Source organism: Orrella marina, from assembly GCF_003058465.1.
Taxonomy (GTDB): Bacteria; Pseudomonadota; Gammaproteobacteria; order Burkholderiales; family Burkholderiaceae_B; genus Algicoccus; species Algicoccus marinus.
Map to the genome: position 1 here is coordinate 1,381,603 of NZ_CP028901.1, position 21,807 is coordinate 1,403,409.

The 21,807-nt window shown below is 55.7% G+C and carries 19 protein-coding genes; 15 read left to right on the forward strand and 4 right to left on the reverse strand.

The window, feature by feature from the left end:
* Window positions 1–38: 38 nt before the first annotated feature.
* Window positions 39–617 carry a superoxide dismutase [Fe] gene (gene sodB / locus DBV39_RS06150; RefSeq protein WP_108620783.1) on the reverse strand — a complete coding sequence of 193 codons (579 nt, stop codon included), beginning with the start codon at window positions 615–617 and terminating at the stop codon, window positions 39–41.
* Window positions 618–871: 254 nt separating this feature from the next.
* A complete protein-coding gene (gene xseA, locus DBV39_RS06155; protein WP_407669269.1) occupies window positions 872–2,155 on the reverse strand; it encodes an exodeoxyribonuclease VII large subunit in 1,284 nt (427 codons plus the stop codon).
* Window positions 2,156–2,707: 552 nt separating this feature from the next.
* Here xseA and DBV39_RS06160 point away from each other — a divergent pair.
* The 10 genes from DBV39_RS06160 (at window position 2,708) to DBV39_RS06215 (ending at window position 11,604) form a co-directional block, all read left to right on the forward strand.
* A complete protein-coding gene (locus DBV39_RS06160) occupies window positions 2,708–3,307 on the forward strand; it encodes a MotA/TolQ/ExbB proton channel family protein (RefSeq protein WP_108620785.1) in 600 nt (199 codons plus the stop codon).
* 11 nt (window positions 3,308–3,318) lie between these two features.
* Entirely contained in the window at window positions 3,319–3,729 is a 411-nt protein-coding gene (locus DBV39_RS06165) for an ExbD/TolR family protein (RefSeq protein ID WP_108620786.1), read from the forward strand.
* Window positions 3,730–3,751: 22 nt separating this feature from the next.
* Window positions 3,752–4,924 carry a tetraacyldisaccharide 4'-kinase gene (lpxK, locus tag DBV39_RS06170; protein ID WP_159078831.1) on the forward strand — a complete coding sequence of 391 codons (1,173 nt, stop codon included), beginning with the start codon at window positions 3,752–3,754 and terminating at the stop codon, window positions 4,922–4,924.
* Window positions 4,925–5,248: 324 nt separating this feature from the next.
* Window positions 5,249–5,434, forward strand: a complete 186-nt coding sequence (locus tag DBV39_RS06180) for a Trm112 family protein (RefSeq protein ID WP_108620789.1) — start codon at window positions 5,249–5,251, stop codon at window positions 5,432–5,434.
* Complete coding sequence (kdsB, locus tag DBV39_RS06185; RefSeq protein WP_108620790.1) at window positions 5,434–6,213, forward strand: 3-deoxy-manno-octulosonate cytidylyltransferase; 780 nt, start codon at window positions 5,434–5,436, stop codon at window positions 6,211–6,213. Before DBV39_RS06180 ends, kdsB begins: the two co-directional genes overlap by 1 nt.
* A 104-nt stretch (window positions 6,214–6,317) precedes the next feature.
* Window positions 6,318–6,968 carry an adenylate kinase gene (gene adk / locus DBV39_RS06190; protein WP_108620791.1) on the forward strand — a complete coding sequence of 217 codons (651 nt, stop codon included), beginning with the start codon at window positions 6,318–6,320 and terminating at the stop codon, window positions 6,966–6,968.
* Window positions 6,969–7,045: 77 nt separating this feature from the next.
* Window positions 7,046–7,804 (forward strand): 3-hydroxyacyl-CoA dehydrogenase, encoded by a 759-nt coding sequence (locus tag DBV39_RS06195; RefSeq protein WP_108620792.1) that lies wholly within the window; start codon window positions 7,046–7,048, stop codon window positions 7,802–7,804.
* The gene (gene murJ / locus DBV39_RS06200) at window positions 7,801–9,384 is read left to right on the forward strand and encodes a murein biosynthesis integral membrane protein MurJ (protein WP_108620793.1); all 1,584 of its coding nucleotides are present in this window, start codon (window positions 7,801–7,803) and stop codon (window positions 9,382–9,384) included. Before DBV39_RS06195 ends, murJ begins: the two co-directional genes overlap by 4 nt.
* 345 nt (window positions 9,385–9,729) lie before the next feature.
* Window positions 9,730–9,993 carry a 30S ribosomal protein S20 gene (gene rpsT, locus DBV39_RS06205; protein WP_108620794.1) on the forward strand — a complete coding sequence of 88 codons (264 nt, stop codon included), beginning with the start codon at window positions 9,730–9,732 and terminating at the stop codon, window positions 9,991–9,993.
* 654 nt (window positions 9,994–10,647) lie between these two features.
* The gene (locus DBV39_RS06215; protein ID WP_108620796.1) at window positions 10,648–11,604 is read left to right on the forward strand and encodes a 2-hydroxyacid dehydrogenase; all 957 of its coding nucleotides are present in this window, start codon (window positions 10,648–10,650) and stop codon (window positions 11,602–11,604) included.
* Here DBV39_RS06215 and DBV39_RS06220 read toward each other — a convergent pair.
* The gene (locus tag DBV39_RS06220; protein WP_108620797.1) at window positions 11,559–11,888 is read right to left on the reverse strand and encodes a DUF3579 domain-containing protein; all 330 of its coding nucleotides are present in this window, start codon (window positions 11,886–11,888) and stop codon (window positions 11,559–11,561) included. The two genes, DBV39_RS06215 and DBV39_RS06220, sit on opposite strands and share 46 nt — an antisense overlap.
* A gap of 383 nt (window positions 11,889–12,271) precedes the next feature.
* Between DBV39_RS06220 and DBV39_RS06225 the strand changes: the two genes are divergently transcribed.
* The 5 genes from DBV39_RS06225 to DBV39_RS06245 all read left to right on the forward strand — a co-directional run bounded on the left by DBV39_RS06225 (window position 12,272) and on the right by DBV39_RS06245 (window position 20,754).
* Entirely contained in the window at window positions 12,272–13,453 is a 1,182-nt protein-coding gene (locus DBV39_RS06225; RefSeq protein ID WP_108623135.1) for an aspartate aminotransferase family protein, read from the forward strand.
* A gap of 17 nt (window positions 13,454–13,470) precedes the next feature.
* Window positions 13,471–14,412: an ornithine carbamoyltransferase gene (argF, locus tag DBV39_RS06230; protein ID WP_108620798.1), complete on the forward strand. Its 942-nt coding sequence runs from the start codon at window positions 13,471–13,473 to the stop codon at window positions 14,410–14,412.
* Window positions 14,413–14,479: 67 nt separating this feature from the next.
* Complete coding sequence (locus tag DBV39_RS06235; RefSeq protein ID WP_108620799.1) at window positions 14,480–15,700, forward strand: argininosuccinate synthase; 1,221 nt, start codon at window positions 14,480–14,482, stop codon at window positions 15,698–15,700.
* Between the two features lie 155 nt (window positions 15,701–15,855).
* Complete coding sequence (locus DBV39_RS06240; protein ID WP_227870839.1) at window positions 15,856–17,211, forward strand: MFS transporter; 1,356 nt, start codon at window positions 15,856–15,858, stop codon at window positions 17,209–17,211.
* A 492-nt stretch (window positions 17,212–17,703) separates the two neighbouring features.
* Window positions 17,704–20,754 carry a diguanylate cyclase domain-containing protein gene (locus DBV39_RS06245; RefSeq protein ID WP_108620800.1) on the forward strand — a complete coding sequence of 1,017 codons (3,051 nt, stop codon included), beginning with the start codon at window positions 17,704–17,706 and terminating at the stop codon, window positions 20,752–20,754.
* Between the two features lie 188 nt (window positions 20,755–20,942).
* Here DBV39_RS06245 and DBV39_RS06250 read toward each other — a convergent pair whose 3' ends face one another.
* Window positions 20,943–21,599, reverse strand: coding sequence for a peroxiredoxin (locus DBV39_RS06250; RefSeq protein ID WP_108620801.1), 657 nt, complete (start codon window positions 21,597–21,599; stop codon window positions 20,943–20,945).
* Window positions 21,600–21,807: the final 208 nt, after the last annotated feature.

Here is a 21,807-nt window from a genome sequence, read left to right on the forward strand (position 1 = left end):
GTTTATATCCAGCTGATCTGTCACACCCGACTGCACATTCAGGCGAAGTTCTGCTCTGCAAACTTCCAGTTCACAAGCTTCCAGAAGGTTTCGAGATACTTCGGACGGGCATTGCGATAGTCGATGTAGTAGGCGTGCTCCCATACGTCACAGGTCAGCAGAGGCTTGTCATCGGTGGTCAGCGGAGTCGCCGCATTGCTGGTGTTGACAATATCCACAGATCCGTCTGCTTTCTTCACCAGCCAGGTCCAACCCGATCCGAAGTTACCGGCGGCGGACTTGTTGAATGCATCCTTGAACGCCTCGACGCTGCCCCACTTGGAATTGATTGCCTCAGCCAGTGCGCCCGATGGCTCACCGCCACCCTGTGGGGACAGGCTGTTCCAGTAGAAGGTGTGGTTCCAGACCTGAGCAGCGTTGTTGAAGATACCGCCCGAGGACTTCTTGATGATGTCCTCAAGGGAGGCCGATTCAAACTCAGTCCCGCCAATCATGTTGTTCAGATTGGTGACATAGGTCTGATGGTGCTTGCCATAGTGAAACTCCAGCGTCTCCTTGGAGATATGCGGAGCGAGCGCATCCATTTCATACGGCAGTGCAGGAAGGGTATGAGTCATAGTGCCAAATCCTCTCTAGTCAGGTTATCGTGAATGAGTTGCTCGACCGAAATCGGCAAGGTAGTCTGCATTGTATCGAAGTGCAGGCTAACCGGCTAACCCGGCCCCATCCTTCTCAAGGGTTACTCGCGAGCACGTCCGGCACCCCCGGGGCCACTTCTGTGCGCCCGACGATCCCTGCGTAAAGCCCGTAACGGGACACGCCGTGCACAGGCGCGCTACACCCGCGGGTCACGCGATCTGTCGCACCCGTTTCAGACAACGTTCCGGACATCGGCCTCGAACGCACCTTTTGCGAGCTGAACCTTGACCCCCTGCCCGGGCGCAAGCGACGCCGAACTGGTCAGCAGCTTTCCATCCACATCGCGCACAATCGCAAACCCCCTGTCCAGAATGGCCTGGGGTGCCAGAGACTGGAGTCGAGCAACCGCCATCGCCAGGCGACTTTCACGCAACTGCATCTGCCGGCTGAAACCGTGACGCAACGCGACCTCAAGCGCCTGCACACGCGCCGAGCGACGTTCGGTGTCAGGTCGAACCTGTGCCAGGCGACTCTCCAGACGAAGCAAGGCCTGCGACTGCGCCGCAAGTCGCTGTGACGGTGAAACCAGACCGTAGCTGAGTTGGTCAACACGCTGATACCAGCGTTCAAGCTTGCGAGCCATGGCCAACTGCAGGCGCTCAAAGCCGCCCCGCACGTTCGCGAGTAAATCCGCAACAGACGCGCAGCAAAGTTCTGCAGCAGCAGTCGGTGTCGGTGCACGCAGATCAGCCGCAAAATCAGCGATGGAAACATCTGACTCATGACCGACTCCACAGATCACGGGCAATGTACTGGCGGCCACGTCTCTAGCCAGGGACTCGTCACTGAAAGCCCAGAGGTCCTCAATGCTGCCACCACCGCGAACCAGCAAAATGACGTCGACTTCCATCCGCTCATTGGCCTGGGCCAGAGCCTGCCTGAGTTGCAGCGGTGCCTGCACACCCTGCACACTGGCAGGATAGATGATGACTGGCACATGAGGTGCACGGCGAGCCAGTGTCGTGAGCACATCGTGAAGCGCCGCAGCGGCCAGCGAAGTCACCACGCCAATGGCCCGGGGATGAAGAGGCACCGACCGTTTAAGCCCAGGATCAAAAAGACCTTCTGCCTGCAATCGCGAGCGGATCTGCTGGAACTGTTCGTAGAGCGTGCCACGACCATCCGGACGCATCACCTGCACATTGAGTTGAAAGTCTCCTCTGGGTTCGTATAGACCGACCCTGGCCTGCACCAGTACAGAGTCGCCTACTGCAGGTTCAAATTCACATAAAGACGCCCTGGACCGGAACATGACCGCCTTGACGATACTCGATGCGTCCTTGAGTGTCATGTAAAGATGGCCAGAGGCCGCACGCGTGAAAGTTCCGATCTCGGCTCTCAGCCAGACCAGGCCGAACTGGCTCGCAAGTGCTTGCGATGCCAGCGAATTCAGTTCGGTGACGGTCAGATATGTTTCGTTCTGGGATGGGTTCATAGCCCGAATTTTAAGTGACACTTGCGTTTTTGGGGGAAACCTGTCCACAGACCGCATGAATACGGTGTCACGGGTTCCATACAGGTGAAATGAATCGCAAGTTCCGGAATATTTCTAATGTGAAATATCTCGTTACACCTATAAGTTACTGTTTTACAATGAATTAAAGGAAAATTACAGCAAATTGATTATTTTTTGACCAAAGAACCTAAGTACCATTGATTTATCGGTCCACTGGAAGTTACCCACTGAGTTATCCACAGAAAATGTGGATACTTCTCATGCGGGAATCCGCGATGGTTCCCACTTGCATCAGAACCCGGTCCGACCTTACGATACCGGGGCTTCTGTTTGCGCCAGATGACGCAGGCAACTGGCAGTCCTGGAGCCAGGCATGGCGCGAAACAGCACAACACGCTGGCTGTCGCCTTTGAGCAGCGTACAGTGTGGGCATTGACAGTCAGGCATTGACTGCATCCGTTCTCACTCAATCTGCGATGATCACGTTCTGATGCTTCTATCCCTGTCGTTTCTTTACCTGTTGTTTTTATCACCTGATACCGAGAATTCACATTGCAAGCCATTATTGCCGATGCCGGCTGGCCCATCTGGCCCCTACTGCTGCTCTCCGTGGTGGCGATCGCCATCATTATCGAGCGCACCCTGAGTTTGCGTAGCGCCCGCGTGGTCCCCGCCCACTTGGTCAAGGACGTCGAAAGAATGATCAAAGCCGAATCCATCGACCTGGACTCGATCGAACGACTTTCAAACTCGTCCGCATGTGGTCAAGTTCTCGCAACGATCCTGCGCGAACGTCGCAAGCCAGTTGAGGAAGTCCGTCTTGCCGCCGAGGAAACCGGCTCCGATGTGGCGTTTGCACTACAGCGATTTCTGCCAGTGCTGGCCACCATCGGTACCGTTGCCCCACTCATGGGGCTGTTTGGAACAGTCGTGGGAATGATCGAGATATTTGCAGCGTTTGAACCAGGCGGAGCCGACCCCGGTCAGCTTGCCCGAGGGATCTCGATTGCACTTTACAACGCTGGATTTGGCATCCTGATCGCGATCCCCGCCATCATTGCGCATCGCATGTTCCGGGTACACGTGGATCACTTACTCATGCGTATCGAACAGGCCGCGCGTCAGGTGATCGCCCGCCTTGACGCCCGATAGGACGAAACGGCATGCATATCCGACGCCGCCATTTTGATGAGCCACCCGAGATCAACCTCATCCCGTTGATTGACGTATTGCTGGTCATCATCATCTTTCTGGCTGTCTCGACCACGTTTTCGGTCGAACGCAGCATCGAAGTCAGTCTGCCGCAAGCACAGACACAAGGCGATCTGCCTGAGTCGCTGGAACTGACCATCACAACTGATGGCCAGTTTGCCCTGCAAGGCCGTCTGCTGGCAGACAACAGCCAGCAGACGCTGATTGCATCGTTGCGCAGCACTCCGGACATTACCGAACAGACGATCCTGATTATCCGGGCAGATGCCAGCGCGACTCACCAGAGCGTGGTCAATGCAATGCAGGCCGCGCGTGCCGCGGGGCTTGGCAAGATCAGCTTTGCCGCGCGCACGCCTGACTGACGCCATGTCTGGCGCATGGATCATGTCTCAGTGGCAAAAGCGTGGCTTGTTCGCCTGGCTGATGTTTCCGTTGAGCCTTGTATACCGGATCGCAGGAGCTGCCCGACGAAAGCTCTACTCCAGCCGACTGAAGCGTGCATTCAAGGCGCGGGTACCGGTGATTGTCGTGGGCAATATCTACGTGGGTGGCACAGGCAAGACACCGGTGATTCTGAGCCTGCTGGCAGCACTCACGGCCAGGGGGTGGCGTCCGGGTCTTGTGAGCCGCGGATACGGTTCGAGATCGAAGCGACGCCCTTTGTGTGGTCAGGGAACAATCGATGCTGCCGAGTTTGGCGACGAGCCAGCGATGATCAGCATGCTGACGGGGATTTCAGTATCCGTGTTCCCGGATCGTGCGCTTGCTGTTGAGGCCTTACTCGACTTCGATCCGGCCATCAACGTCATTCTGAGTGACGATGGCCTGCAACACTGGGCACTCGCGAGAGACATTGAGATCCTGGTGCAAGATGAACGGGGCTGCGGCAATGGGCTGACCCTTCCCGCCGGCCCGTTACGTGAACCACCTGCTCGCATGCTGGAAGTGGACGCAGTCCTGACTCGTCAGCCTCATGACAAGCTGAGCCAGCGTCAAAGCGGCCTGCTGGACGAATCGACGAACTCCCGAGAAGCCTGCCCCGGCAACGATCGATCCTCGCATCCAGTCGTTCATGCAAGGTTTGCGGTAGTGGTAGATCGTTTCAGACACCTGGCAACAGGACGTGAGCTTTCACCCGAGCAATGGGTGGCAGAGGCTGGATCTAAAGCCGGTGGCATACTGGCCATTGCCGGGATCGGCGTACCTGAACGGTTCTTTGCCAATCTGCGATCGCTGGGAGTCAATCCTGACCGAACACTTGCACTGCCCGATCATGGTGACATTGACAAAGCCTGGCTGGCCAGACAGGCCGAAGGCACTATACTGATGACCGAAAAAGATGCAGTAAAACTGGTTACGCGCAGGGCAGCAATTGAAGCAACAACGGCGATGCAAGCCGCAGGACCTCAAACAGACAGCGTGCACGACCGGATCTGGGTTGCAACGGCTCGTACCGCCTGGTGTGACGACTCGTTTTTTGACTGGGTCGAGACCCGGTTGCAAACAGTGTCACACGAGAGGTTGAAGCGCGATGGTCAGTTGTCGCAGAAGCGTTAACCCTGATTACCGTGTCTCCTCTTGCAGTCTAGTGAAAAGCAGGATGAATCTGGCAGCCAGGTTCGCGGGACGGGAGTATGGCGCGACTGGTCGCGAAACCTGACGTGAACCCGACTGCCACGCATCCTGATGCTCCAGCCGCAAAGGTAGAGGCACTACTGCCTCAAAGGCTAAAGGGCCAAGTGAAGGCGTGAATCTGAACGCGTGAATCCAGGGTTCAGATGCAGCGACAACCCTGAGAAAAAGGTGGGTTTGCCAGGGCTTGCCCGAAAACACTGCCTGCCAGATTGACGGCAACTTATTGTTTTTTTTACAGGATTTTCCATGGATCACAAATTGCTCGATATTCTGGTCTGCCCGATCTGTAAAGGGCGACTGCAGATGAGCCCCCAGCGCGATTCGCTTATCTGCCGCGCTGACAGGCTCGCATTCCCGATCGAAGACGGTATTCCAGTGATGCTTGAATCCAAAGCAAAGCCGATCGAGGGCGAACTGGGCAAGGCACCCTGATGAGCGCGCTCGGTGTAAACCAGCCATTTCATGTCATCATCCCGGCCCGCTGGCAGTCGAGCCGGTTGCCTGGCAAGATGCTGGCCGACATCGGCGGCCTGCCCATGGTCGTGCGAACCGCTTTGCAGGCCAGAAAATCGTCTGCCCGCAGCGTGACGATTGCAGCCGATGATGCCCGCATCATCGGCAAAGCGCTCGAGCACGGCATTGATGCCGTTCTGACGCGTTCCGATCATCCGAGCGGCACAGACCGTCTCGCCGAAGCCGCCGAACTTCTGGGATTGCGTGAGGATGCCCACATCATCAATGTCCAGGGCGATGAGCCTATGATCAACCCGGCGATCATTGACGAGGTTGCCCATGCACTGGCCCAGGATACCGAGGCGTCCATAGCGACCTGTGCGAGCCGGCTCTCGGACGAGAGTGCACTGAGCAACCCAAATGTCGTCAAAGTTGTGCGAGACTTGCGAGCACGGGCGTTGTATTTTTCCAGATCGGCAATTCCTCACGTGCGTGGCGACGTCCAGACAGATGTATCAAGAACCCCCTATTTGCACCACATCGGCATCTATGGATATCGCTCAAACTTTCTTGAAGCCTTCCCGCAACTGACGCCTGGCTTACTGGAAAGCCTGGAAATGCTCGAACAGTTGCGTGCGCTCGAACATGGCTTCAAAATCCATGTCTGTGTTACGGATAATTCAAGCTTCGGAGGGGTCGATACACCCGATGATCTTGAGCGTGTCAGGCGCATGTTCAGTCCACAGCCATCAGCGTAGCGCCGGATGTAAAGAAATTTGAGACCTGAACAGTTTTCATCTAGCGATGATGCGGCATAATCAATGCCGCCCACAAAATAACTTGTCATATAACAGGAGCACCCATGCGACTCATTCTGCTTGGACCACCCGGAGCCGGTAAAGGCACACAGGCCGGATTTCTGACCAAACACTTTGGCATTCCTCAAATCTCGACCGGTGATATGCTTCGGGCTGCTGTCAAGGCTGGCACGCCACTCGGTCTGCAGGCCAAGAAAGTCATGGATTCAGGCGCTCTGGTGTCGGACGACATCATCATCGGACTGGTCAAGGATCGCCTTCAGGCCGATGACTGCAAGTCCGGCTACTTGTTTGACGGTTTCCCGCGCACCATTCCGCAAGCCCAGGCGTTGCAGGATGCCGCCGTGAAGCTGGATTTCGTGGTGGAAATCGACGTTCCGGAAGAGGACATCATCGAGCGCATGAGTGGACGCCGGGTGCACCCTGCCAGCGGCAGAACCTATCATGTCAAGTTCAATCCACCTAAGACACCAGACGTCGACGATGAGACTGGTGAGCCACTGGTTCAGCGAGATGACGACAAGGAAGAAACCGTGCGGCACCGACTGACCGTTTACCGTGAGCAGACTCGCCCGCTGGTCGATTTCTACTCTGATCTGGCTGACGGAGATGGCAGTGCGGCACGTTACCGCAAAATCAGTGGTGTCGGCTCGGTTGACGAAATTCACCAACGCCTTCTGAGCGCACTCGCCTGACCCACCACCCACATGCGGCAGAACGATTGCGACACCCGCCTTCTGCCCGGATTCACTTTGTGAAAGGACAAAACACTATGCAGATTGCAGACAAGGTATTTATCGTGACAGGCGCGGCATCCGGACTGGGCGCAGGCACGGTACGCATGCTGACAGAGAATGGTGCCAAGGTACTGATGGCTGACCTTCAGGATGAGGCCGGCCAGCAACTGGCCAGGGAACTCGGTCAGACATACGTGCACTGCGATGTCACACAGGAAGCCGATGCAATGGCAACTGTCGAGGCTGCCAAGGCCCTGGGGCCTGTTTTTGGGCTAATCAACTGCGCCGGGATTGCACCGGCCGCCAAAACAGTCGGCAAGCATGGCGCACACGCCCTTGACCTGTTCCAGAAAGTGATTTCGGTCAATACGATTGGATCGTTCAACATGATCCGTCTGGCGGCTCAGGCCATGCAGACCAACGAACCACTCGAAACAGGCGAGCGCGGAGTGCTGATCAACACTGCATCGGTAGCTGCCTACGACGGCCAGATTGGTCAGGCGGCCTACGCCGCCTCCAAGGCGGCTGTCGTCGGCATGACGCTGCCAGTTGCTCGCGATCTCGCTCCGCAGGGCATTCGCTGCGTGACAATCGCCCCGGGTATTTTCGGGACACCTATGATCTTTGGCATGCCCCAGAACGTACAGGACTCACTCGCGGCCAGCATTCCCTTCCCGTCGCGTCTGGGTCGTCCTGAGGACTACGCCAAACTGGTGCACCAGATCATTACCAACGATATGCTCAACGGTGAAACGATCCGCCTTGACGGCGCGATCCGCATGCCTCCCAGATGAGCCTGTTGCGCGCGGCTGCGACTGTCAGCAGCCTGACCCTGCTTTCTCGGATCACGGGCCTGGCGCGCGACATCATCATTGCCCGTCTTTTTGGCGCCAGTGCACTGACTGATGCTTTCTGGGTTGCCTTTCGCATACCCAACCTCATGCGTCGGTTATTCGCGGAAGGCGCGTTCTCTCAGGCTTTCATTCCGATCCTGGGTGAAGTCAAGGAGACCAGTCAGAACCAGGAGTCTGTGCGCGTCTTTATTGACCGGGTCGCCCTGGTCCTGCTTCTGACGCTGACCGCCGTTACAGTGCTCGGTATCGTGGGTGCACCAGCGGTCGTACTGTTCATGGCAAGCGGCATGGCAGGAGAAGACCGTCTGCAGGCGTATGAGTCGGCGGTCTGGATGACGCGGCTGATGTTTCCCTACATCATCTGCATGTCACTTGTCGCTTTTGCATCGGGCGTCCTCAACACGTACAAGCGGTTTGCCATTCCCGCACTCACCCCTGTTTTGCTGAATCTCAGCATGATCGGTGGCAGCCTGTTGCTACAGGAACACTTTGCCCAGCCCATTTATGCGCTGGCTGCCGGGGTAATGATCGGAGGCATTGCCCAACTCGCGGCACAATGGTTCGCACTATGGCGTCTGCGCCTGCGACCTCGCCTGATGACACCCGCTGGTGCAGCTTTTAAAGACTCCACCGTGAGACGCGTCATTCGCCAGATGGCCCCTGCAACCCTTGGCGTGTCCGTCGCCCAGATTTCTCTGCTCATCAACACCAACATCGCGACCTGGCTCACCCCGGGTAGCGTGACCTGGCTTTCATTTGCCGATCGCCTCATGGAGTTCCCGACGGCACTAATCGGGGTCGCTCTTGGTACTGTGCTGCTGCCCACACTGTCCAAAGCGAATGCGAACAAGCAAAATGAACATTACAGTGATCTGCTCGACTGGGGGATGCGCCTTGTACTGTTGCTCGGGCTTCCTGCCGCCTTGTGCATGGTGATGCTTGCAGACGCCATGGTAGCCACCCTGTTTCAATACGGTGCATTTGATGCACGTGATGTGGCGCAAACGCAGACGGCTGTCATGGCTTATTCAGCCGGACTGATCGGACTGTTGATGGTCAAGATTCTTGCACCAGGCTTTTATGGAAGACAGGACATCCGCACACCAGTCAAGATTGCGATCGGCGTACTCATAGGCACACAACTGCTCAACGTTGTGCTGGTTCCCCTGCTTGATCATGCCGGGCTGGCACTGGCTATCGGGCTCGGGGCCTGCATCAATGCATCAGCGCTCTACATCGGACTCAGAAAGCGTGGAATATACCGTCCAGCAACAGGCTGGCTGCTATTTCTTGCCCGACAAGTGATCGCCCTGCTAGTCATGGCCGGTTGTCTTCACTGGCTCGGCAACCAGGTGAACTGGACTGATGGGAGCCTGTCTGTGCTCGGGCGGGCTGCATGGCTAGGACTGACACTCAGTGCAGGCGGGGTCGGATATCTGGCCACTCTGATGATTCTGGGCGTTCGTCCAGGGGATTTCATGCGAAGACCTGCGCCCGTGACCAGCACAACGGTCCAATGACACCCAGAACGGTTTGACCAGGCTCGAACAGTGTCTGACGAGTCCGGTCAAACAACACCAGCAAACTCGCCAACCTATAGATCATGATAGCCAAACTCAAGCCTATCATGTTAGAATGCGCGATTATCCAGATTTCAGGAATGGATGCTCGCACCGGGAAATTCTGGGCCGCCGGACAGGGTCCGGTTAAAAGGGCTTCACTCACCCGGTCCAGATGACGACGCGCAGCATGCCAGACAACATCGGGACAAGTCGGCAGAATCTGCTTTTATGATTTGACTTTCGACGTGTCATAAAATTTTTAATCGATCCTTTTCAAGATCTATCAGGTAACAAGAAACTACTATGGCTAATACCGCACAAGCACGCAAGCGCGCCCGTCAATCCGTTGCTCGCAACAAGCACAACTCCAGCCTGCGCTCCATGCTTCGCACATCCATCAAGCGTACGCGTGCTGCGATCGCCGCTGGTGACAAGGCTGCTGCAGCGGAAGCCTTCCAGAAGACCACCAGCGTGATTGACCGGATCGCTGACAAGAAGATCATTCACAAGAACAAGGCAGCTCGCCACAAGAGCCGTCTGGCTGCTGCAGTGAAGGCACTGGCCTGACTGTCTGAATCATCTTCAGAAGTTCGGCTTCTGGTAGTACCGTAATAAGGTAGGCGCAAAAAATTGCGTCTGCTTTTTTGCGTTCTTAGCTTCAGAATACGCTTCATTTTTACGGCTGGCTTCCCGTTTCAAGGCTGGTTTCCTTCAGCTCCACCTTTCATCTACTGTCTTCACAGATCATCGACTGTGCACGGGCGGTACGACATTGCTCGGCATAACTGTCACCAGCGGTGCATCATTTGAAGCCTCTTTTAGGGCCAGCCCCGCGTGTTCAGGCATCGATCCGAACACCTACGCAACCCGTCAAGACATCGCAAATCCTCTTTGCACGCACATCAACCGGGGAACCTCACTCCCTTTCAAAAATCTGTTTCCACAAGCACCCGAGCGCGATCTGGACCCTGTTCCATCCCACACTCACACAAGCCATCGTCCGGGCCTTTCCAAATGCCCATCTCGTTCACATCGGTTGCACTCACAACCACTCCCAGATAAAAATCCCGCTCGCGATCACCAAGCGGAAATAATGAGTGTGTCTGGCTGTTGCCCACTGGTCGTCCTGAATGCTAAGTTTGCCAATCCATGGCGAACTCTCGTTCCTGTTCATCGAACACTAGCCGTCCGTACCAACAATAACGCAAGGATAGTTACAACATGACCCGACCACGCATTCTTCAGATCGGCTCTCTCGCAGGCTCCCCTGGTGCTGACACACGCATGCGCGAGCAGTATGAGGTCATTGAACTCTGGAAAGCAGGTGACCGACAGGCGTGCCTGCAAAGTGCAGCCGACGTCGAGGTGATCGTTACGACTGCCGGCCACGGCTGCAAAAGAGAAGTCATAGAAAGCCTGCCAAATCTGAAAGTCATCTGCAGCTGGGGGGTCGGATACGACTCCATCGACCTGGAAGCCGCACGCGAGAAAGGCGTACTGCTCACCAACACGCCGGACGTTCTGAATGACTGCGTTGCGGACGAGGCGTGGGGGTTACTGATCGCCTGTGCCAGAGGTATCGCCCACGCTGATCGTCATGTACGCGCCAACAACTGGGAGGGCAAGCGTGGTCCACTTCCCCTTGGAACACGGGTATCCGGCAAGAAGCTCGGCATTGTCGGACTCGGGCGCATTGGACTGGCTATTGCCAAACGAGGAACCGGGTTTGACATGAACATCCGGTACCACAACCGCACCCCCAGAAATGACGTCACCTACCAGTACATGAACAGCCTGGAGGAGCTTGCCAGCTGGTCCGACTTTCTGATCATTGCCACCGTCGGTGGAAGCGGCACGCAAGCGCTAATCGACCGGAGTGTGCTGAAGGCACTCGGACCAAACGGCATTGTGGTTAACATTGCCAGAGGGTCAGTCATCGATGAGACGGCCATGGTGGAGCTACTTGCATCAGGCGAACTTGGAGGTGCCGGACTTGATGTCTTCGATAAAGAACCCAGGGTACCAGACGAACTCAAGAAAATGGACCAGGTAGTGCTGATGCCTCATGTGGCGAGTGCAACAACCGAAACCCGAAAGGCAATGACGGATCTCGTTCTGGCCAATGTCGAGGCCTACTTTTCTGGCAAACCACTTTTGACGCCGGTCAGCAACTCCTGACCACCTGCTGCGGTTTCGAGTTGATTATCCAGCGCAAAATCGTGGACGAACTTCCACGCCAGCGGTTCGATATCGCGAAGCCGCCCGTCAACCACTACGCACCGTATTCCGTCGATACTTCGGGGAACCGCGTAGGGTGAATAGGAAATGTGGCTTGCACCCGCGCCCGCAGGACGATAAGGAGCAAGCACGCCGGCCAGTCTTTCAGCCCAGTCACTGGGTCGAAACCGCTGACCGCTCAATGTCTTGCCGTATATGACGAAGTACTGCTGCTTATTGCTCATTGGCAGGGACTCTGGTAGCTGAACCGTATGCAGCCAGCTCGAGTGGCTGCAGCGCAACTGATTCACGCGGTGTCGCTGGAATTGTATATGATTGATACTTTCTCTTGACCTTGCACTCGGCAATCGGTGAAGTTTGATAGGGACTCATCGATCAGGGCCGGCGAACCGGCAGATTAGGCATTGACTGTGTCGCCACGCCTGTGAATGCCCTGTGTTCAGGCTATCCGCCCTGTGGACAATGACGGCGTCGCAGGAAGTATCTGACCCGCTTGAGTCGGGCAACCAGATATCTGGATGCATCGATTCTGCCTCGGCATCTGGCTTGTTCTGTGCCCTGGTTTCTGATTTTGTTACTGGTTTCTATTCGACAGGATTTCACTCATATGACTTCAGCGCTCTCGAACATCTACGGACGGCTTCCCGTTGCTTTCACTCATGGCCAGGGCGTCTGGCTCTGGGATGGCGAGGGCAAGCGATACCTGGATGGACTCTCTGGCATCGGTGTTTCATGTCTCGGTCATGCGCACCCAGGTCTCGTCAAGGCGATCTCCGATCAAGCCGCAAAGGTCATTCACACCTCGAACATCTACGAAGTTCCGCTACAAGAGCAACTGGCGCAACGCATCGTGGCTATCTCAGGCATGACCGAAGTTTTCTTTGGCAACAGCGGTGCCGAAGCGAACGAAGGCGCCATCAAACTTGCCAGAATGTTCGGTAGTAACAAGGGCATTGAAACCCCGACCATCATCTCCATGGAATCGTCCTGGCACGGCCGCACAATCGGCACCTTGGCAGCCACCGGAAGTGACAAGGCCCGTCAAGGGTTTGGTCCCCTTCCCGCCGGTTTCGTGCAGGTTCGCTACAACAGCATTGAATCCATCGAGAAAGCAGCAGCGCAGTGCCCTGATGTTGTGGCAGTTCTGCTTGAAGTCTTGCAGGGTGAAGGCGGTATCCGGCCATCAGATATCGAGTACCTGAAAGCATTGCGCAAGCTTTGCGATGAGCGTGGATGGCTGATGATGATCGACGAGGTACAGTCTGGCATCGGACGCACCGGCAAGTGGCTGGCGCATCAGTGGGCAGAAATTCTGCCTGACGTCATCACACTGGCCAAAGGATTAGGCGGCGGCGTACCCATCGCGGCAGTGGGTGCACGCGGACCAGCAGCGGGCGTGCTCAAACCAGGCCATCATGGCACCACCTTTGGCGGCGGCCCACTGGTGTGCGCAGCCAGCCTTGCGGTCCTTGATGCGATCGAGCAGCAGGATCTGCTCAAGAACGCACAAGCCATCGGCGATCATCTGCAAACACGCCTGCACGAAGCACTTGATGCTGTTGATGGTGTGCGTGAAATTCGTGGACGTGGCCTCATGATCGGTATTGAACTGGCACGCCCTTGCGCAGAACTGGTGCGTAGCGCGCTGACTGAAGGCTTGCTGATCAACGTCACCCGTGACAACGTGGTCCGCCTGCTTCCGCCTCTCGTACTAAGCCGCGAAGAGGCGGACCAGATTGTCGACACACTCGTGCCACTCATCCAGCAGTTTCTGGCCAATAAAGCCTGATCAGAGAGACGCAAACTATGACTGACACCGTAGAAACGACCTCCAGTATTCGGCACTTCCTGCGTCTTGATGATTTCAGCGCAGACGAGTTGCACTATGTGCTCAAGCGCGCCGCCATCATCAAGGGCAAATTCAAACGTTACGAGCCGCATCGCCCTCTGCACGACCGAACCCTGGCAATGGTGTTCGAGAAGGCGAGCACTCGCACACGCGTTTCGTTCGAAGCGGGAATGTATCAAATGGGCGGTGCGGTCATCCACCTGACCACCAATGATTCCCAGCTCGGACGATCCGAGCCGATTGAAGACACGGCGCGCGTCGTGTCCCGAATGGTCGACCTGGTAATGATCAGGACCTTCGAGCAGGAGCGAATCGAGACTTTCTCTCGTTATTCCCGTGTCCCGGTCATCAATGGCCTGACCAACGAGTTCCACCCATGCCAGATCCTGGCCGATGTCTTCACCTACATCGAGCATCGGGAGTCCATCAAGGGACGGATCGTGACCTGGATCGGTGACGCCAACAACATGGCTTACACCTGGATTCAGGCTGCAGCTATGCTGGGTTTCACGTTTCATTTCAGCGCACCCAAGGGTTATCAGCTTGACCCGACCCGGCTGGCTGGCGTGCCGCAAAACTGCTGGCGATCGTTTGACGACCCTCTCGAGGCTTGCGACGGAGCCGATCTGGTCACGACCGACGTATGGACCAGCATGGGTTACGAAGACGAAAACGAAGCCCGACGCAAAGCATTTGCTGACTGGTGTGTGAATGCGGACCTGATGGCCCGTGCAAAGCCAGATGCGGTATTCATGCACTGCCTGCCCGCACACAGGGGCGAAGAAGTGGCGGCGGAGGTCATTGATGGCCCTCAAAGTGTGGTATGGGATGAGGCAGAGAACAGACTGCATGCGCAAAAGGCACTGATGGAGTTTCTGCTGCTTGGCCAGATCGATTGATCGATACAGGAATACCAAGGCTAAAATACAGGTTTGCCGGTGGCGACCGGTTTTAATAGGGCAATTCATGAGCAATGTGAACAAAGTAGTGCTCGCCTACTCCGGCGGGCTTGATACATCCGTCATCCTCAAGTGGCTGCAGGACACCTACGACAGTGAAGTAGTCACTTTCACCGCCGACATCGGGCAAGGCGAAGAACTTGATCCCGCGCGTACCAAGGCGCTGCAACTCGGCATCAAGCCTGAGAACATCTTCATCGATGATTTGCGTGAAGAGTTTGTGCGCGACTTCGTGTTTCCGATGTTCCGCTGCAATGCAGTTTACGAAGGCGAATACCTGCTCGGCACATCGATTGCCCGTCCGCTGATTGCCAAGCGACAGATCGAGATTGCCCAACAGGTCGGTGCGGACACCGTCTCGCACGGTGCTACCGGCAAGGGTAACGATCAGGTACGTTTCGAGTTGGGGTATTACGCACTCGAGCCGGGCATCAAGGTCATCGCACCATGGCGCGAATGGGATCTGCTGTCACGCCAGAAGCTGCTGGACTACGCAGAAGCAGCCGGCATCCCGGTCGAGATGAAACACAAGCAAGGTGGCGCACCCTACTCCATGGATGCAAACCTGCTGCATATCAGTTATGAAGGCCGTCATCTTGAAGACCCCAAGGCCATGGCTGAAGAGTCAATGTGGCGCTGGACGGTCTCGCCCGAAGAGGCACCCGATGCACCCGAGCTCATCGACATCGAGTTTCGTAAAGGTGACCCGATCTCCATCAATGGCGAACAGCTGAGCCCGGCCAGCATGCTCGAAAGGTTGAACCAGCTTGGTGGGAAGCACGGCATCGGACGTCTGGATCTGGTTGAGAACCGGTACGTCGGCATGAAGTCTCGCGGATGTTACGAAACCCCGGGAGGTACTATCTTGCTCAAGGCGCACCGCGGAATTGAGTCGATCACACTTGACCGCGAAGTTGCACACCTCAAAGACGACCTGATGCCACGCTACGCAGCTCTGGTCTACAACGGTTACTGGTGGTCACCCGAACGCAAGGCTTTGCAGGTTCTGATCGATCATACCCAGCAGCATGTCAATGGCTGGGTGCGTCTGAAGCTCTACAAGGGAAGCGTCACCACCGTTGCACGTGACTCCGACAATTCCTTGTTTGATCAGGAGATCGCGACATTTGATGATGATGGTGGCGCCTACAATCAGGCCGATGCCGCCGGCTTCATCAAACTCAACGCATTGCGCATGCGGATTGAAGGAAAACTACAGCGCGGTTGATCACCATACGCTCGGAAGTCGGGACTCAGGCACCAGGTTTGAGTCCCGATTTTTTTGAGAGTGGACAAGTGCCAGAACCGCGTGAGCCTGTAACCAGAAGTTCAAGGAGGGTTTGGCCTGTCGGCCTGAGAGTCGAGCCGGCCTGATGCAGAGCGATGACAACCGACAAGATGAATGCTGCCAACGTCAGACAAGAGAGGCCATCACACCCTCAATGGGTGGAATCCATATACGAAAGGCTTGCTGAAGACGATGAGGGACGGGTCTGCAAGGCGATCAGCGACAATGCCTGCCGCGAATCTCCGGGCAACTTTGTACGAATGCTCATTGCCAACACGCTTTCGAACCTGGCCGACAGGTTAGCGAGTGCCAAGACCACCCTGCCCTGGCTTCTGATGCAACTGGGGGCACCAGCATGGATGCTCAGCTTGCTGGTCCCGATTCGGGAATCTGGCTCCATGCTTCCACAACTCTGGATTGGCGCTTCGATCCGACAACGCGCTGTTCGCAAGTGGATCTGGGTGGCTGGCGGCATCAGCCAAGGACTATGCCTGCTGGTTATGGGCTGGGTCGCCATGGCACTGGAGGGCTGGGGTGCAGGCGCACTGATTGTTGCGCTCCTTGTCGTGTTCAGCGTCTCCCGAGGGGCCTGCTCCGTCGCATTCAAGGACGTTCAGGGAAAGACCATACCCAAGACCCGGCGCGGTCGACTCTCAGGGTGGATCAGCATGATATCGGGACTGGCCGCACTTGGGGTCGGGGTACTGGTCGGCGGACTCCAGTCTGATAGCTCGCAGGAAGTATTTGTGATGCTTTTAGCGGCAGCCGCTCTGCTCTGGCTACTCGCAGCAATTGTATTTTCAAGAATGATTGAAGAACCCGGTGCGACAGAAGGCGGTGCGGACGGCTGGCGAGCTGCGCTCGACAAGCTCTCCTTGCTGAGAACCGATCTCCCCTTTCGGCGCTTCGTTTTCGCCCGAGCACTCGCGCTTGGCACCGGACTTGCTGCCCCCTTCTACGTCGTGCTCGCGCGCGACAGTCTTGGTGACGCGATCAGCCTGCTGGGCCTTTTCATTGCGGTGGAAGGCCTGGCCAGTCTCGTGAGCTCACCCGTGTGGGGAAAGTGGGCAGACCGCTCGAGCAAACAGGTCTTCGCCACTGCCTGTGCCATGGCCAGTATCCTCTCACTCATGGTCACCATCTGGTCATGGGTACCCGCCTCTGATCTCGCACACCAGGCGTTTTACCTGCTGGCGTTCTTTGGGCTCGGCATCGCGCACGCGGGCGTGCGGCTTGGCAGAAAGACCTATCTGGTTGACATGGCACAAGGAAACAAACGGACTGATTATGTTGCGGTCAGCAACACCGTCATTGGCGCACTGCTACTGGTTGTCGGGTTAGTGGCAGGTCTGGTCGCCTCGGTATCGACCCAGGCTGCCCTGATCCTGCTCGCATTGGCGGGGTTGTCAGGCGCGTGGATGAGTCTGCGCTGGAAGGATGTATCGGGTTAGCATGCCTGGATCTTCTGGCGAGATGTTGCATGAGTGAGACTCACGATTGCGCACAAATGATCGTTAACCCTTGGATTCCACTTTTTTCCTGCGAGTGGACGAGGCAATGTCTAGTCATAAGCATGACCGATACGTTACCCTAAGAAATATCTTGGGTTCATATCAGGTCAGGTCAATCCAGGTCAATCACGTACTCCAGTGACTGAACTGAGCCCAAATACAGTCTGAAGGCGGCATTCGCCTGCCAGTTTCACCCAAATTTTACAACGTCAGATTCGCACGCGGATTCCTTTGTCGTTCAGCTGATCAAGGGGCTCGACAAGCGACCGGCAAGTCATTGATTGCCATACGGGGTTTGGCATAACTGCAGAACATGAACATTAGTCAAATCAGCGAGCAGCATGTGACAGAGCATGAGCCCGGCACTGCGCTCAATGATGAACAACTTATCTGACTCAGACTCAGGAGATACGTGTTGTTGAGAGGTGGGCGTTGAAAGCCGGTCACGATGCAAGCGCCCTTCACGGGCAGGCAGACCAGCGCGCAAGCCAGTCACGCGACGGCTGGTTTGCGCACGCACGTGTGCCTGCACTGGTGGGTGTGATATGCCTGATGCTGCTGGCTGGCTACTGGATGAAGTTGTTTGCATCCTATGACAATATGCGCGAGGGCGTCCGGCAGGAATCGTATCGACTTGCTGCCCAGTCGGCTCAGGCGGTTTCGCTCAAGATCGACAGCGTTGTGCGCAAAATTGACTACGCCACAGCAACGCTCGGGCATATCTGGCTGAATCAGCCCCCGCCACTGTTTGAGGAGGCGGTCAACTTTGCATTCGAATCCTTTGCACCGGGATCATTGGCACAAGTCGATGTCTACACGCCGTCAGGAGAGTCTCTCTTTACCCGTTCGGCGGAACAAGAAAATGACCTACACCCCCTACAAGCTCCAGAATGGGCGAGCCGGCCCCAACTTCTGAACCCGGATTCGGTTTACATTTGTCCACCTTTGCAACCATCGCCGACAGGTCCCTGGCTAATCCGGTTTTCCAGGCCTGTCATGCAGAATGGCAACGTGACTGCGATCGTCAGCTTTCTGGTATCGGCAGACTATATCGCCTCAGTGCTCAAGGCGATATTCAAGAACAGTAGCGATGTCGCAGTACTCCTGAAATCGGACGGCACTTACCTTGCCCGCTCAGCAATGAATCACGAGACGATCGGTAAAAGTACCGTACGAAGAGCGCACTTTCTCGACCACCCTGGCCAGGAAACAGGATCCTTCGAAGACGCGCCAATGATCGATGGCATCCATCGGTTCTACAACTGGCACCGTAGCAGCACTTTCCCGCTGGTTGTCAGCGTTGGCATGGATACCGCTCAGGCAACCCGCCCGGTCGAGCTGGCGATCAGCGAAAGTATCTGGCAGAACGCTGTGGCAACCATCTTGCTAGTGTTACTTGGCACAACAGTTCTGACGCTCTGGGTTCAGCGCAGCCGCAAATCGGCTGAAGTAAATGAAATCCGGGAAAGGTTATCCAAGCTGATCGCTGAGATCCCTGGCGCGGTGTTTCAGTACCAACTCAACCTCGACCGGTCGTCGTATTTTCCGTATATCAGCCGCGGGGTTGAAAAACTCTACGGGATTGACGCCAGCACCTACGATGGTAATGCCAAGACAATCTTCGAGAAGGTGCATCCGGACGACCGGATGTCCATGGTCGAATCAGTTCGCGAATCCTCTCGAACACTTACCGCCTGGGTACTCGAGTTTCGGGTTATTCGTGAGGATGGACAAACCCGCTGGGTTCAGGCCCGAGCCAACCCGGAGCGCCTGTCTGATGGAGCTACCCTCTGGCATGGCTACCTGCACGACATCACGCATGAACACGAAGTCGATGAGGCCCTGAAATCACGGGAGATGCAACTCGACCTTGCGCTGGACGCAGTGCAGGACGGAATCTGGGAGTTTGAGCACGCAGCGTACGTCGCACACTGGGACGAGCGGATTCGCACGATGCTGGGATACGGTCCCGAATACGAAACTGTCGACGCCAGACTTATTGCCAAGCTGGTTCATCCGGACGATATGGAACGGATCTCAAAGGAAGTTACACGAGCTCAGCTTGCAGACAGCGCAAGTCTGATGGACATCTCTCTTCGGCTTATGTCGAACTCAGGAGAATGGCTCTGGGTTCAAGCCAGGGGACGAGTCATCGAGTGGGGGGCAGACAATCAGCCGGTCCGCTCGATGGGATTGCTTCACAACATTAGCGAACGCGTAGCAGAAACACAGTTACGTGATGCTCTGCTCAATCGCAGCGTTGCATCCATTACTCTTGTGAGCCGGGACCGGCGACTGCTTGACGCAAACAATCAGTTCAAGTCAATGTTTCTCAAAGACAACCTGCACGACCTTGAAAGCTTTGATTTCCGGGAACTACACGTCGATGATGCACACTGGAACGCGTTTGGTGAGAAGTATCCAATTATCCGTGAACAGAACCAGACTCGCTTCGAGTTTCCGATGAAAGACCGCAGCGGCAAGGTTCACTGGTTTGACATGCATGGTGTTCTGAAGGAAGCCGGAAACCCGCAAAGCGATGTGATCTGGACGTGGATCGACGTGTCAGATCGGCACGCCGCGGATCTGGCCCTCACAACCGAGCGACTGCGACTGCGCACTCTGCTGCAGCACTTTCCGGGTGGAGTATTGATCATTGACACGGATGGTCTGATCGTTCTGATGAATGAGCAAGCAGCCCAGATGCTCGGGGTTCATATCTCTCCAGACTACATCACTGGATTGAATCAAGCTCTGTTACCGGACGTGATCGGTCAGCAGGCGTTTTCCTGGCTCGAGCAGGCACGCACCCGGGACAAGGAGGCGCAGCCGACCATATTCGAAGTCAGGACTGAAACCAACCAGTATCTGGAAATTGAATTTCTGGAAATCAAAGACGATGGAACCAGGCTAGGATCTGTCTGGCTGCTCTGGGACATGACAGACAGAAAGCAAGAGGCTCTCAAACTGATTGAACTGGCCGAAACCGACAGTTTGACTGGTCTGCCGAACCGTCGCTGTTTCATGCAAACCCTTGAAATGCTAAAGGAAAAACATGACGTCAGCACCGCTCAGCCTGGTGTGCTGCTAATGCTCGACATTGATCGTTTCAAGAAACTTAATGACTCATATGGTCATACTGTCGGGGACCAGTTGCTGATTCACGCTGCGCAACTGATCAGACTCTGTCTTCGCGAGGATGACCTCCCGGCGAGACTCGGCGGGGAAGAGTTCGCCATTCTTCTTCCCAGAGCTGACTTGCGGATCGGTCAGGCTGTTGCCGAGCGTATTCGCAAGCACATCGAACAAACACCTTTCATCATGGGTGAAGACAACATTCCGATGACGATCAGCATCGGTCTGACTCACATCGACATCCAGGACCTTGATCAGACAGTGCGCCGAGCGGACCGTGCGCTGTATGCGTCGAAAGCCAATGGCCGAAACAAGACTGTTGTATGGACAGCAAGCCTGGATCGCTGAGCCGCGTCGCACCGTTCTCGGACATTGAATAGACTGACTGGCAAAATGATCGAAACGAGACTTGATCAACATAAAGGCCAGCGTACGCAGGCCTTTATGTTGCTTCAATGCGACTGAAACTCTGAACGTTACGTCGTCGTTGTAAATCTCGATACTAGCCGACAAGACGATCAGGATTCATCTACAAATCACTTGGAAGGTGCCTTGGCAAAGCGCAAGTATGGCAACTTGATATCGATCTCACCGAACTTGGCTTTCGCCTGTTCATCGTTCAGACTCAACGCAACAATCACGTCCTGACCAGGCACCCAGTCTGCTGGTGTGGCAATCGGTACACCATCGGTCGCCTGAATCGCATCCAGTGCCCGCATGATCTCTGCAAAGTTACGACCAACAGACATCGGGTAGGACATTGTCAGACGAATTTTCTTGTCTGGACCGATGATGAAAACCGTGCGGACAGTTGCGCTATCGGCGGGTGTGCGGCCATCTGGAAGATAGGCGTCAGCTGGCAACATGTTGTAAAGCTTGGAGACTTCGAGTGATGTGTCATCGATGATCGGGAAGTCTGCCGGCGATCCGGAAAACGCTTCGATATCGCGCTTCCACTTGTGGTGCTCTTCAACGTTGTCGACAGACACACCCATCACCTTGGTATTGCGCTTGGCGAATTCGCCAGACAGGCGAGCGACTGCACCGAACTCTGTCGTGCATACTGGTGTGAAATCTTTGGGGTGCGAAAAAAGAATGGCATAGCTTTCGCCGATCCAGTCGTGCAGGGAGATCTTTCCTGCCGTGGAATCCACGGTGAAATTGGGGGCAACATCATTGATTCTGAGAGACATAGATACTTCTCCTTGTTGTAAAAGCCTGCAACACTCGAACGATGAGTGATCTAAGCTTGACTCATTATATGAGTACAATCTTATTAAAAGATTAATCTTTAATCCTACTCGTAATCCATTTCATGTCAACCTGCAACCCCCAAACCATACCGAAGAAGGAAGCAACGACGTATGCTTGTCTGGCTTTCGCGATCACTTGAACGACAGT